Genomic DNA, 12,854 nt, shown 5'->3' on the forward strand with positions numbered 1-12,854 from the left:
GGCGAAAGGGGTCGCCAATGCGGTAAAATCGCGGGCTATGCTCTATCCACTCATCCGCAAATTCTTCTTCTCCCTCGACGCCGAAACCGCGCACGGCATCGGCATGATGGGCGTCGATCGCGTCGCCTGCCTGATGGCCAAGCCGGTCACGCCCTGCCCGGTCGACGTCATGGGTCTCAAGTTCCCCAACCCGGTCGGCCTCGCCGCCGGCCTGGACAAGAACGGCGATCACATCGACGGGCTGGCCAAACTGGGCTTCGGTTTCCTCGAAATCGGCACCATCACGCCGCGCCCCCAGGACGGCAACCCGAAACCCCGCCTGTTCCGCATTCCGGAAGCACAGGGCATCATCAACCGGATGGGTTTCAACAACGCCGGCGTCGACAAGTTGCTGGAAAACGTCCGCGCCGCCGAGTTCCCCAAAAACGGCGGCATTCTCGGCATCAACATCGGCAAGAACGCCACGACGCCGATCGAGAAGGCGGCCGACGATTACCTGATCTGCCTCGACAAGGTCTATAACGACGCCAGCTACGTCACCGTCAACATCTCGTCGCCGAACACCAAGAACCTGCGCGAACTGCAGAAGGACGAAGCGCTCGACGACCTGCTGTCACAGCTGAAGGCGAAGCAGCTGCAACTGGCCGACCAGCACAGCAAATACGTCCCGATGGCCCTGAAGATCGCCCCCGATCTCGATGACGAGCAGATCACCGCCATCGCCGACGCCTTGCGCCGCCATCGTTTCGATGCCGTGATCGCGACCAACACCACCCTGTCGCGTGACGGCGTCGAGGGCCTGCCCAATGCCGCCGAAGCCGGCGGCCTCTCGGGCGCCCCGGTCTTCCGCAAATCCACCGATGTGCTGAAAAAGCTGTCCACGGCCCTCGCCGGCGAACTGCCAATCATCGGCGTCGGCGGCATCATGGGCGGCGAGGACGCGGCCGAGAAGATCAAGGCCGGCGCCTCGCTGGTCCAGTTCTACAGCGGCTTCATCTACCGCGGTCCGGATCTGGTCAGCGAGGTGGCAGAAACACTGGCTATCATGCTGCGCCAGAAGAAGTAAAGCCCCACCCGGTGCGCGGTTGTTCTCTTTCGAGCGAAGCCCGATAATACGCGGCTTACGCCAGCCTTACATATGAGCCACTATCTCTTCATCCTCGTCGGCGCGGTGTTGGTCAACAACGTCGTGCTGGTGAAGATTCTCGGTCTTTGCCCCTTCATGGGCGTTTCCAAAAAGCTGGAAACCGCCTACGGCATGGGCGCCGCCACGACTTTCGTGCTGACCATGGCCACCGGCGCCAGCTACATCATCGATCACTACCTGCTCATTCCGTTCGGCCTCGAATACCTGCGCACGCTGTCCTTCATCGTCACCATCGCAGCCATCGTCCAGCTGACCGAAATGGTCATCGCCAAGACCTCGCCGACATTGCAGCAGACGCTCGGCATCTACCTACCGCTGATCACCACCAATTGCGCCGTGCTGGGCGTGCCGCTGCTCAACATCGCCAACGGCCACAATTTCGTCGAATCCCTGCTCTTCGGCGCCGGTAGCGCCGTCGGTTTCTCGCTGGTGCTCATCCTCTTCGCCGGCATCCGCGAACGCATCGAAGGCGCCGACGTTCCCGTCCATTTTCGGGGCGCCGCCATCGCCATGGTCACCGCCGGCCTGATGGCGCTGGCCTTCATGGGCTTCGCCGGCCTCGACAAGTACCAGTAATGGATATCCTGCTCGCCATCGCCATCATGGCTCTCGGCGCCGTCGTGCTCGGCGCCGCGCTCGGTTATGCCTCGATCAAGTTCAAGGTCGAGGGCGACCCGCTGGTCGACAAGATCGAAGCCATCCTACCGCAGACACAATGCGGCCAGTGCGGCTACCCGGGCTGCAAGCCCTATGCCGAGGCCATCGCCAAGGGTGAGGCGGAGATCAACCTGTGCCCGCCGGGCGGCATGGAAGGCGTGCAGCGTCTGGCCGACCTGCTCGGCCGCGAGGTCAAGCCGCTCGATGCGGAAGAGAAGCCGAAGCAGGTCGCCATCATCGACGAAAACACCTGTATCGGCTGCACGCTGTGCATCCAAGCCTGCCCGGTCGATGCCATCATCGGCGCCGCCAAGCAACTGCACGTCATCATCGGCCCGCAATGCACCGGCTGCGAACTCTGCCTGCCGCCTTGCCCGGTCGAATGCATCCACATGGAACCGATTGCTGAGAACATCGACAACTGGAAGTGGAAATACCCGGTCGTCGAACTCAAGGCCGCGCCGATGAGAGAGGCCGCCTGATGCTGATGAACCTCTTCAAGTTCAAGGGTGGCGTCAAACCGCCAACCAACAAGACCCAGTCGCTCGGCAAGCCGATCGCCCAGGCGCCGATTCCGTCGCGTCTCGTCGTGCCGCTGCACCAGAGCATCGGCGGCACGCCCCGCCCGGTCGTCCAGGCCGGCGACAAGGTACTGAAAGGCCAGTTGATCGGCGAGGCCGACGGCTGGATTTCCGCAGCAGTGCACGCCCCGACCTCGGGTACCGTCGTCGAGGTTGCCATGCACGTCCAGCCCCATCCATCGGGCCTCGACGCGCTGTGCGTGGTCATCGAACCGGACGGCAAGGACGAGTGGATTCCTCGGGAACCCGTGAATTACAAGGCCCTGACGCCGGAACAGGTACGCGAACGCCTGCAACAGGCCGGTGTCGTAGGCCTGGGCGGCGCCGTCTTCCCGACCCACGGCAAGCTGACCGCCTCGAAGACGGTGCCGATGGAAGAAATGGTGATCAACGGTGCCGAATGCGAGCCCTTCATCACCTGCGACGACCTGCTGATGCGCGAACGCGCCGAGGAAGTCGTGCGCGGCATCGGCATCTTCCGCGACCTGCTGCAGCCCAAGCGCGTGCTGATCGGCATCGAGGACAACAAGCCGGAAGCCGCCGCCGCGATGCGCGCCGCCGTGCAGGCCGTCGGTGAGAACTTCGAAGTCATCCCGGTGCCGACGCTGTACCCGGCCGGCGGCGCCAAACAACTGATCCGCGTGTTGACCGGCAAGGAAGTTCCGGCCGCCAAGCGCTCGACCGATCTCGGCGTGCAGTGCTTCAACGTCGCCACCGCCTACACCGCCTGGCGCGCCATTACGCATGGCGAGCCGGTCGTTTCGCGCCTGGTCACGGTGACCGGCAATGTCCATGAGCCGCGCAATTACGAAGTCCTGATCGGCACGCCGATGGACGAGTTGCTCAAGCTGGCGACGCCACACCCCGACACCGACGGCATCATCATGGGCGGCCCGATGATGGGCTTCCTGGTGCCGCAACCGGACGTGCCGGTGGTCAAGGCGACGAACTGCTTGATCGCCCACTCCGACCGCCTGTTCCCGCCCAAGGCGCCAGAAATGCCCTGCATCCGTTGCGGCTCGTGCGCCCAGGCCTGCCCGCACGAACTGCAACCCTTCGAGATGTACTGGTTCTCGCGTGCCAAGAACTTCGGCAAGACGCAGGAGTACCACATCTTCGACTGCATCGAATGCGGTTGCTGCTCCTTTGTCTGCCCGTCGCGCATCCCGCTGGTCCAGTATTTCCGCTTTGCCAAAAGCGAGATCTGGGCACGCGAACGAGAGAAGAACGCCGCCGACCAGGCCAAGGAACGCTTCGAGTTCAAACAACTGCGCGAAGAGCGTGAAAAGGCGGAGAAAGCCGAAAAGCTGGCCAAGGCTGCAGCGGCACAAGCCGCCAAGAAGGCCGCCGAGGCAGCGGCAGCCGCCGCAGCGGGTGATACTGCCGCCACCTCGCCGCAAGCAGCCGACGCCCCCGCGATTGATGCCGAGAAGGCAGCCCGCCAGGCTGCCATCCAGGCCGCCATGGAACGCGCCAAGGCCCAGCGTGAAGCCGCCCAACCCAAAAACACTGACAACCTGACGCCCGATCAGCAGCAGGCTGCTGCCGAGATCGAGGCACGCCGCGCTGCCGCCCGGCTGGCCGTGCCGGAAGCCCCGGCCAACGAGAAATCCGAATAATGTTCGCCCCTGCTCCCTTCCTCCTCAAGGACACCAGCGTCAGCCAAGTCATGACGCAGGTCTGCATCGCGCTGGTGCCGGGCATCGCCGCCTACGCCTGGCTGGTCGGTCCGGCCATCCTGGTCCAGTTGGTCATCGCCTCGCTGGCTGCGCTGCTCGCCGAAGCGGCCATGTTGCGCCTCCGGAAGAAACCGCTGGCCCTGTTCCTGTCCGACGGCTCGGCCATCGTCACCGCCTGGCTGATCGCCCTGACCTTTCCGCCGCTCGCCCCATGGTGGCTGGTGGCCACCGGCACCATCTTTGCCATCATCGTCGCCAAACATCTCTACGGCGGCCTCGGCCAGAATCCGTTCAACCCGGCGATGGTCGCCTTCGGCGTCTGCATCGTCTCCTTCCCGGCCCTGATGTCGCAGTGGCCGAGCGTTGGCCTGCAACTGCCGCTGGTCGACCAGGTCAATGTCATTCTTGGCCTGGCACCGCGCATCGATGCGCTGTCCAGCGCCACGCCGCTTGATGCCCTGAAGACGGCCTTGAAGCTGGATGAAGGCGCCTTTGACGTTACCCATCTGCTCGCCAACCAGGATATCTACGGCAACTTTGCCGGCCGCGGCTGGGAATGGGTCGCCGTCGGCTACCTGCTCGGCGGCCTGTGGATGTGGCAGCGCAAACTGATCACCTGGCATGTACCGGTCGCCTTCACCGGTGCGCTGGTCGCCGTTTCCGGCGCCCTCTGGCTCTACAACCCGGCCCATTTCGCCAGCCCGCTCTTCCACCTTCTGTCCGGCGGCGCCATGCTCGGCGCCTTCTTCATTGCCACCGACCCGGTCTCCGGCTGCACGACGCCGCGCGGCAAATTGATCTTTGGTGCCGGAGCCGGGCTGCTTGCCTACATCATCCGCGTCTTCGGCGGCTATCCCGATGGCGTCGCCTTCGCCGTGCTGCTCATGAACCTGTGCGCCCCGGTCATCGACCTGCTGACGCAGCCCCGCATCTTCGGCATGAAGGACGCCGGCAAGGGAGGCAAGGCATGAGTACGGCCAAGGAATTCACCGCACCCGGCATGGCCGTCCGTACGGCCGCCATCCTGTTCGTCTTCGTCATCATCTTCACCGGCCTGCTCTCCGGTGCCTACCTGTGGACCAAGCCAGCCATCGAAGCGTCGGCCGCCGAGGAAAAAATGAAGCTGGTCGATGAGGTATTGCCGCGCAGCGAATACGACAACAACCTGCTGGCCGATACGGTCAGCCTACCGCCGACCGCCGAGCTCGGCCTGGCCGACCCCACCACGCTCTACCGTGCCCGCAAGGCCGGACAGCCGGTTGCCCTCGTCTTCGAAGCCGTGGCCCCCGATGGCTACGCCGGCAAGATCCGCCTGATCGTCGCCGTGCGCGCGACGGGTGAGGTCGCTGGCGTCCGCGTCACGCAGCACAAGGAAACCCCGGGCCTCGGCGACTATGTCGAAGTCCGCAAGGACAAGAACAAGGCCCGGCCGTGGATCACCCAATTCACCGGCCTGTCCCTCGCCCAGGTCAGCGACCGGGAGTGGAAGGTGAAGAAGGATGGCGGCCGCATCGACTACTATGCCGGCGCCACCATCACTCCCCGCGCCGTCACCAAGGCCACGCTGAAGGCGGCGCAATGGGCAGCCGCCAATCGTGACCGCCTGTTCGCCGAAGGAGGCGCCCGATGATCACCCGCGAAGAATTCCGCACCATCGCCGGCAACGGCATCTGGAAGCAGAACACCTCGATCGCCCAGATCCTCGGCCTCTGCCCGCTGCTCGCGGTCACCACCAACGCGGTCAACGGCATCATGCTGTCGCTCGCCACGATTATCGTGATGGCGCTCGCCAACGTCGCGGTCGCCTCGCTGCGCAACTTCATCCCGCATGAGATCCGCATCCCGGTCTTCATCCTGATCGTTGCTGCGCTGGTCACCGTCGTCGACCTGCTGTTCAACGCCAACCTGCACGAACTCTATCTGGTGCTCGGTATCTTCATCCCGCTGATCGTCACCAACTGCATCGTGCTTGCCCGCGTTGAAGCCTTCGCAGCGAAGAATCCGCCGCTGCAATCGACGCTGGACGGTATCTTCATGGGGGTCGGCATGCTGTGGACGCTGGCCCTGCTCGGCGGCTTGCGCGAGCTGCTCGGCAGCGGCACGCTCCTCGGCGGCATCGACATGGTTTTCCCCGGCCTGCAACCGATTCAGCTGCTGCCGGAAAGCTACCCGGGCTTCCTGCTCGGGCTGTTGCCACCGGGCGCCTTCATCCTGCTCGGCTGCATGATTGCCTGGAAGAACTGGATGGATGCCCGGGCGGCCGAACGCGCCCGGCTGAAGCCGCCCGCGCCGGTCGCCACGGCCGGTTGCCACTGATTGCCAGGCCCTGCGGGGCCTGATTTTTTCCATGCGCATTGCCGCCATCCGCCAAGCCCTGTACGCCACCGGCGCCAAGGACTGTCACGTCGACCGCGTGTTGCGCGCCTGGACACAGGCCTTGCCGCTGACCAGCGGCCCGCGCCACCAGCCGGCCGAGGACTTTCTGCCACTTGCCCTGCGCCAGGCGCTACCCGCCCTGGCCGTCGAATTGTCGGCCCTGGCCCGCCTGCGCTCCGAACACACCGGCGAGGATGGCTCCCGCCTGCTGGTCGAACTGGCCGACGGCCAGCTGGTCGAGAGCGTCCTGCTGCCGCGCGATGGCGTGTGCGTCTCGACCCAGGTCGGCTGTGCCGTCGGTTGTACCTTCTGCATGACCGGCCGCGACGGGTTGTTGCGCCAGGTCGATAGCGGCGAGATGGTGGCCCAGGTGGTGCTCGCCCGACGCCAGCGGACAGTCAGCCGTGTGGTGTTCATGGGCATGGGCGAACCATCGCACAATATCGACAACGTGCTCGAAGCCATCGATACGCTGGGTACCTACGGCGGTATCGGGCACAAGAACCTGGTTTTCTCGACAGTCGGCGATTACCGCGTCTTCGACCGCCTGCCGCAGGAACGGGTGCGCCCGGCGCTGGCCATCTCGCTGCATAGCACAAACGCTGAGCGACGAGCAGAATTGCTGCCCAGGGCGGCCGCCATTCCGCCCGAGGAACTGGTCGAACTGGCGGAATCCTATGCCCGGGCCACCGGCTACCCGATCCAGTACCAATGGACGCTGATCGAGGGCGTCAACGACAGCCAGGCAGAGATGGATGGCATCGTCCGCCTTCTCGCCGGCAAATACGCGCTGATGAACCTGATCCCGTACAACGTCACGGCCGCGCTCGATTACCGGCGGCCTTCCACGGCCAGCATCACGGCCCTGGCGCAGTATCTCCATGGCCGTGGCATCCGTACCACCGTGCGCAATTCGGCTGGTCAGGATGTCGATGGCGGTTGTGGTCAGTTGCGGGCGCGCAATCTTGAGCGGCCGGTACGGCTGCACCCGCTCAAGCCCGCCAGGGTGACCGGGGACGACGGCTCAGCGCACTGAATCGGCGAGGATTACACGGTTCTTGCCTGCCTGCTTGGCCCGGTAACAAGCCTCGTCAGCCCGCCGGATCAGCCCCCCCTCTTCGTCCCCCGCCTGACAGACGGCGATGCCGATACTGACAGTACAGCGAATGGCCTCACCACCCGGTGCCGGCGTCCGGACAGCAGCGAACAGTGCGCGCAAGCGCTCGGCAATGGCGAGCGCGGCGGGCGCATCGGTTTCCGGCAGGGCGACGACGAATTCCTCGCCGCCATAGCGAAAAGCCAAATCGGAACGGCGCAGACATTGCCGGATGGCATGTGCCAGGTTCTGCAACACCCGGTCTCCGCCAAGATGCCCGTAATTGTCGTTAACCGCCTTGAAATTGTCGCAATCGAGGACCAGCAGGGAGAGTGGCCGCTGATAACGCTTCGCCCGCTCGATCTCGGCCGGCAGGCATTCATGCAGATGGCGCGAGTTGTACAGAGCGGTCAGCGAATCGGTCTGGCTCAACGAGCGATAGCGCTCCTCGCTTTCGCGCAGTGCTTCCTCGGCCCGGCGCCGCTCAGTAACGTCCTGCAGCGTCTCGATGGCGCCAATCACCTCACCGTTCGCATTGCGCAGAGGAGCAGCAGTAAAGAACAGCCAGCGGCCGCCTTCACCGACATTCGGATAAAAATCCTCCGCCTCGTAGGCGCCTGAAATCAGTGGCGACGGACGATAGCGCCCATGGTAGAGGCGGTCAATTTCCCGCTCACCTGCTGCATCGACAATCAGGTCGGCCATCATCGGCCGTTTGTTGGCGTAAAAACTCTTCCAGTGATTGCCGGTTCCGATCACATCGAGCGCCGAGGTGCCGGTCAGCGCCTCGCAGGCCTTGTTCCAGTGCGATACACAGTGCTGTGCGTCGATCACCATGGTCGGCACCGATGATCCTTCAACGATCTGGGCCAGGCAGGCCTCCTTTTCACGCAGCGCGGCTTCCGCTTTGCGGCGCTCGGTGACATCCTGCAGCGTTTCGATGGCTCCGATCACCTCACCCCGGGCGTTGCGCAACGCTGCCGCTGTAAAAAAGAGCCAGCGACCGCCGTCGCCGAAGGCCGGGAAGAAATCCTCCGCCTCGTAGGCATCATCGATCAACAGCGATCGTGAAAACTTGCCGTGGTAGTAGAGATCGATCCCGGCTTCGAGTACGCCATCGACCACGAGGTCTGCCATGATGGGCCGCGCCGAATCGTAAAACGCCCGCCATTGTTCGGAACGGCCGATCATGTCGGCGGCCGGTACGCCGGTCAGGACGGCACACGCCCGATTCCAATGGGTCACTCGATGCCGGGCATCAATCACGATGGTCGCCACCGGGTTACCTTCGACCAACTGGCTCAAGGCAATGCCATCGCCTTCGCTCTCAGGGCGCATGAAGAAAGCACTCTCTCTGTCAGGTAGAATTTGTTTCAGACAACTATGGCGCAAGCCGCACCGAATCACAACGCCTCCGCAGACGCCTCCCGTGAAAAAATCCCAAGTCGCGCAGTTTTACGCCCGCCTCCGCGAGGCCAATCCAGCCCCGACTACCGAACTGCACTACGCGACGCCCTTTCAGTTGCTGATCGCCGTCATCCTGTCGGCCCAGGCTACCGACGTCGGCGTCAACAAGGCGACAGCGCGCCTCTTTCCGGTTGCTCCGACCCCGGACAGCATGTTGGCCCTCGGCGAGGAAGGGCTGGCCGACTACATCAAGACTATCGGCCTGTACCGAACCAAGGCCAGGAATGTCATTGCCACCTGCCGCAGGTTGCTGGAACAGCACGGCGGCGAAGTACCGGCTGACCGCGCGGCCTTGGAAGCGCTCCCCGGTGTCGGCCGCAAGACAGCCAACGTGGTGCTCAACACCGCTTTCGGCGAGCCGACGATCGCGGTCGACACACATATCTTCCGCCTGGGCAACCGGACCGGGCTGGCGCCCGGCAAGACCGTCGACGAAGTCGAGCGCAAGCTGCTGCGCGTCACGCCGGAAGAATTCCGGAAGGATGCTCACCACTGGCTGATCCTGCATGGCCGCTACGTCTGCAAGGCGCGCAAGCCGGAATGCGCGCGCTGCATCGTTGCCGACCTGTGCGCCTATCGGGGCAAGACGGTATGAAAGCCGCTAGCGGACTGGTCAGCGGCCAGCAGCCGCTACCCGAACTGGCCGGGGAAGCAGTCCGCCTGGCGCTTGCCCGCGCCGGCCTGCAGCGAGCCGGCAACGTGATCCTCTTCCTGACCCGCGACTTCGCCCGTCAGCCGCAACCGGCGGTCGTTGCTGCAGCCCGGGCGGCGGGTTGCCTGTCGGTTTCCGGCAGCACAGCACACGGACTGTTCACCGAAACGGGCTGGCAGCTCGATCAGCCTGCCGCCGCCGCACTGGTCATCGCCGCCCCGGCCGACAACGCATCGGGGCCTAGTCTTTCCTTTTCGACCCACAACCGCTTGCCCTTTGGCTGGCAAGATGATCGGCCACGAGCCGGCATCCTCGATTCCGACGGTGCCGTCTGGGCCAATGGCCGGGTCGCCGAAGGCGGCTGTGCTGATTGCTGCCTACCGACGCAGCACGTCTGGCAGGCACTTTCCTCCGGCCTGCGCGCTCTCGGCGAAGCCCAGATTATCGACCAGTGTCGGGGCTACGACCTGCTTCGCCTCGGCGGCCAGCGGGCCACCGACAGCCTGTTGCGGCTCCTGCCACCCGACCTGCGGCAGAACCCGCCTTGGCATCAGATTGCCCTGTTGCGCTCGCCCAATGCGCCGGCAATCACCATCCTGTCGGCCAATGCCGACGGATCGCTGACCCTCGCCGAGAGCATCGAACACGCCACCATGCTGACCTGGGCCCTGCGCCAGCCGCTCGCCGCCGAAGGGCAAATGCATGAGGCGCTGACCGACGCGGCCCGGCGGCATGCTACCCCGGCATTTGCCTTGATGTTCTCCTGCATCGGCCGCGGTCCTCTGTTCTATGGCGACGACGACCGCGACCTGCTGGTCTTCCGGGAAACCTTTCCCGACACCCCGCTACTGGGTGCCTACGGCACCAGTCAGATCGTCCCTTTGGCCGGCCGGAACAGCCTGTTCCACCATACCGCCCTGACCCTGCTCTACGAAAGCTCCCATGTTTAATCCCTCCCGCGAACAAGTCCGCCGCTTCTTCTGCGATGCCTGGAAAAAGTACGTCGAGCGCCTGCCGCTGGCCGGGGCCGAAGTGACGGCCGCCGACATCGCCGCCCGCCACCCCGAATACCACCCGCTGCTGGCCGACGCCGATGCGGCCGCCAACCGGGACTGGGTGCCCGAGGGCGGCGAGATGAACCCTTTCCTGCACTTGTCGCTGCACCTGGCCATCCATGAGCAGGTAAGCATCGACCAGCCTCCCGGCATCCGCCTCGCCTTCGAGCAGTTGCGGGCACGCATGGATCCGCACGACGCCGAGCACGTCCTGCTCGAATGCCTGGGTGAAACCATCTGGCAAGCCCAGCGCAACGGCCAGGCGATGGATGCGGCGGCCTACGTCGACGCGGTGCGCCGTAAGGCCACGCTCCTCTGATCGACCCCGCCAGGCGGCTCAGGTGTCGTCGGACGGCGGCGCCACCTTGATCACTTCTTCCAGGGAGGTGATTCCCTGCGCCACTTTCAGGGCACCGGAAATGCGCAACGGCCGCATCCCCTCGCGGAAGGATTGCTCGCGGAGCTTGGGGATATCAGTCAGCGGTTTGATCTGCTTGCGGATTTCCGGCGAATTGAGCAGCACCTCATAGATGCCGACCCGGCCAGAATAACCGGTCATCCGGCATTCCAGGCAACCGACCGGCTGCCAGAGCTGCGCCGGTTCGGCCGATTTCCACGGCGCGACCAATGAACGCCAGGCCGCCCGCTGGTCTTCGGTGATCGGTGACGCTTTCTTGCAATGCGGACACAAGGTGCGGACCAGGCGCTGCGCCATGATACCGAGCAGCGTCGAATTGATCAGATAGGCCGGCACACCCAGGTCAAGCAGGCGGGTAATGGCCGAGGGCGCATCGTTGGTGTGCAGGGTCGACAACACCAGATGGCCCGTCAAGGCCGCCTGAATAGCCATTTCGGCCGTTTCCAGGTCGCGGATTTCGCCGATCATCACGATATCCGGATCCTGCCGCATCAGGGCACGCACGCCATCGGCAAATCCGAGGTCGATGCTGTGCTGGACCTGCATCTGGTTGAAGGCGGATTCGACCATCTCGATCGGATCCTCGATGGTGCACACATTCACTTCCGGTGTCGCCAGCTGTTTCAGCGTGGTGTACAGCGTCGTCGTCTTGCCCGAACCGGTCGGACCGGTGACCAGCACGATACCGTTGGGCGACGAAGTCATCTGCCGCCAGCGGGCCTGGTCGTCGTCCGAAAAACCGAGCGAGCGGAAATCACGCACCAGCACTTCCGGGTCGAAGATGCGCATCACCAGCTTTTCACCGAAGGCCGTCGGCAGGGTGGACAAGCGCAACTCGACCTCCTGGCCGGCCGGCGTCCGGGTCTTGACCCGACCATCCTGCGGCCGGCGCTTCTCGATCACATCCATCCGCCCAAGCAGCTTGATGCGGCTGGTCATGGCATTCATCACCGCCATCGGAATCTGGTAAACCTGATGCAGCACGCCATCGATGCGGAAGCGCACGATGCCCAGATCGCGCCGCGGCTCGATGTGGATGTCCGAGGCCCGCTGGTCGAAGGCGTATTGCCACAGCCAGTCAACGATATGGACAATATGCTGGTCGTTGGCGTCGAAAGTCCGGTTGCCCTTGCCCAGTTCGACCAGCTGTTCGAAGCTGGACAGCCCGCTCGTCACCTCGCCCCGCGCCGCCGCCTTCTTGACCGACTTGGCCAAGTTGAAGAACTCGACCAGATAACGCCCGATATCGTCCGGGTTGGCCATCACCCGGCGGATTTCCTTGCGCAGGATATGCTGCAGTTCAGCCACCCACTCACGCACGAAGGGCTCGGCCGTGGCAATCACCACCTCACGCGTCGTCACCTGCACGGGCAGGATGCCGAAGCGCGCTGCATAAGCACTCGACATCACCTCGGCCACCCCGGTGAAATCGATCTTGAGCGGATCGATGTGCAGGTAATCCAGCCCGGTACGCCCGGCCAGCCACTCGGTGAGCGTTTCCAGCGTCAGCAGGGCAGACGGCGCCTTCGCACTGCGCCATTTCTGGTCGGCGATGACAATCAGCGGATGGACCTTGCCGCCATGCAACCGACGTTCCTGCTTGAGAGCGTCGGCCCCCTCGCGGCCGACAAGACCATCCTCGACCAGCCAGTCGAGAACCTCTGCGAGTGTCAGGCGATGCTCGCCTATATTCCGGTCATTCATGCGCGGCAATATAGCACGCGGA

13 protein-coding genes are annotated in these 12,854 nt (G+C 64.3%); 11 read left to right on the forward strand and 2 right to left on the reverse strand.

The genetic code is table 11. The features are described from left to right. The first annotated feature begins 37 nt into the window (after nt 1–37). From K420_RS0116495 to K420_RS0116530, 8 genes are all read left to right on the forward strand, one after another. Nucleotides 38–1,066, forward strand: coding sequence for a quinone-dependent dihydroorotate dehydrogenase (locus K420_RS0116495; protein WP_027459018.1), 1,029 nt, complete (start codon nt 38–40; stop codon nt 1,064–1,066). A gap of 72 nt (nt 1,067–1,138) precedes the next feature. Beyond that, the gene (gene rsxA / locus K420_RS0116500) at nt 1,139–1,723 is read left to right on the forward strand and encodes an electron transport complex subunit RsxA (protein WP_027459019.1); all 585 of its coding nucleotides are present in this window, start codon (nt 1,139–1,141) and stop codon (nt 1,721–1,723) included. Continuing rightward, nucleotides 1,723–2,286 carry an electron transport complex subunit RsxB gene (rsxB, locus tag K420_RS0116505; RefSeq protein ID WP_408605875.1) on the forward strand — a complete coding sequence of 188 codons (564 nt, stop codon included), beginning with the start codon at nt 1,723–1,725 and terminating at the stop codon, nt 2,284–2,286. The genes rsxA and rsxB overlap by 1 nt, the downstream gene beginning before the upstream one ends. After that, on the forward strand, nt 2,286–4,004 hold the full coding sequence (gene rsxC, locus K420_RS0116510) for an electron transport complex subunit RsxC (RefSeq protein WP_027459021.1): 1,719 nt from the start codon (nt 2,286–2,288) through the stop codon (nt 4,002–4,004). The genes rsxB and rsxC overlap by 1 nt, the downstream gene beginning before the upstream one ends. Continuing rightward, on the forward strand, nt 4,004–5,035 hold the full coding sequence (locus K420_RS0116515) for an RnfABCDGE type electron transport complex subunit D (protein ID WP_035854955.1): 1,032 nt from the start codon (nt 4,004–4,006) through the stop codon (nt 5,033–5,035). The genes rsxC and K420_RS0116515 overlap by 1 nt, the downstream gene beginning before the upstream one ends. After that, nucleotides 5,032–5,694 (forward strand): electron transport complex subunit RsxG, encoded by a 663-nt coding sequence (gene rsxG / locus K420_RS0116520; protein ID WP_027459023.1) that lies wholly within the window; start codon nt 5,032–5,034, stop codon nt 5,692–5,694. Before K420_RS0116515 ends, rsxG begins: the two co-directional genes overlap by 4 nt. Further along, nucleotides 5,691–6,380, forward strand: a complete 690-nt coding sequence (locus K420_RS0116525) for an electron transport complex subunit E (protein ID WP_198293876.1) — start codon at nt 5,691–5,693, stop codon at nt 6,378–6,380. Before rsxG ends, K420_RS0116525 begins: the two co-directional genes overlap by 4 nt. Before the next feature lie 31 nt (nt 6,381–6,411). Beyond that, entirely contained in the window at nt 6,412–7,476 is a 1,065-nt protein-coding gene (locus tag K420_RS0116530; protein WP_027459025.1) for an RNA methyltransferase, read from the forward strand. Here the strand turns inward: K420_RS0116530 and K420_RS0116535 are convergent. Beyond that, nucleotides 7,465–8,874, reverse strand: coding sequence for a sensor domain-containing diguanylate cyclase (locus tag K420_RS0116535; protein WP_051453212.1), 1,410 nt, complete (start codon nt 8,872–8,874; stop codon nt 7,465–7,467). The genes K420_RS0116530 and K420_RS0116535 overlap by 12 nt on opposite strands. Nucleotides 8,875–8,965: 91 nt before the next feature. On the opposite strand from K420_RS0116535, the gene nth reads away from it, so the two are divergent. The 3 genes from nth to K420_RS0116550 are packed head-to-tail and all read left to right on the forward strand — an operon-like array spanning nt 8,966 to nt 11,029. Next, complete coding sequence (nth, locus tag K420_RS0116540; RefSeq protein ID WP_027459027.1) at nt 8,966–9,598, forward strand: endonuclease III; 633 nt, start codon at nt 8,966–8,968, stop codon at nt 9,596–9,598. Beyond that, entirely contained in the window at nt 9,595–10,605 is a 1,011-nt protein-coding gene (locus K420_RS0116545; protein ID WP_027459028.1) for an FIST C-terminal domain-containing protein, read from the forward strand. The genes nth and K420_RS0116545 overlap by 4 nt, the downstream gene beginning before the upstream one ends. Then, nucleotides 10,598–11,029, forward strand: a complete 432-nt coding sequence (locus K420_RS0116550) for a DUF1841 family protein (protein ID WP_027459029.1) — start codon at nt 10,598–10,600, stop codon at nt 11,027–11,029. Before K420_RS0116545 ends, K420_RS0116550 begins: the two co-directional genes overlap by 8 nt. 18 nt (nt 11,030–11,047) lie before the next feature. Here the strand turns inward: K420_RS0116550 and K420_RS0116555 are convergent, their stop codons facing one another. Next, entirely contained in the window at nt 11,048–12,832 is a 1,785-nt protein-coding gene (locus K420_RS0116555) for a GspE/PulE family protein (RefSeq protein WP_027459030.1), read from the reverse strand. Between the last annotated feature and the right edge of the window lie 22 nt (nt 12,833–12,854).

The sequence above is a fragment of the Dechloromonas agitata is5 genome (assembly GCF_000519045.1).
GTDB classification, from domain to species: domain Bacteria; phylum Pseudomonadota; class Gammaproteobacteria; order Burkholderiales; family Rhodocyclaceae; genus Azonexus; species Azonexus agitatus.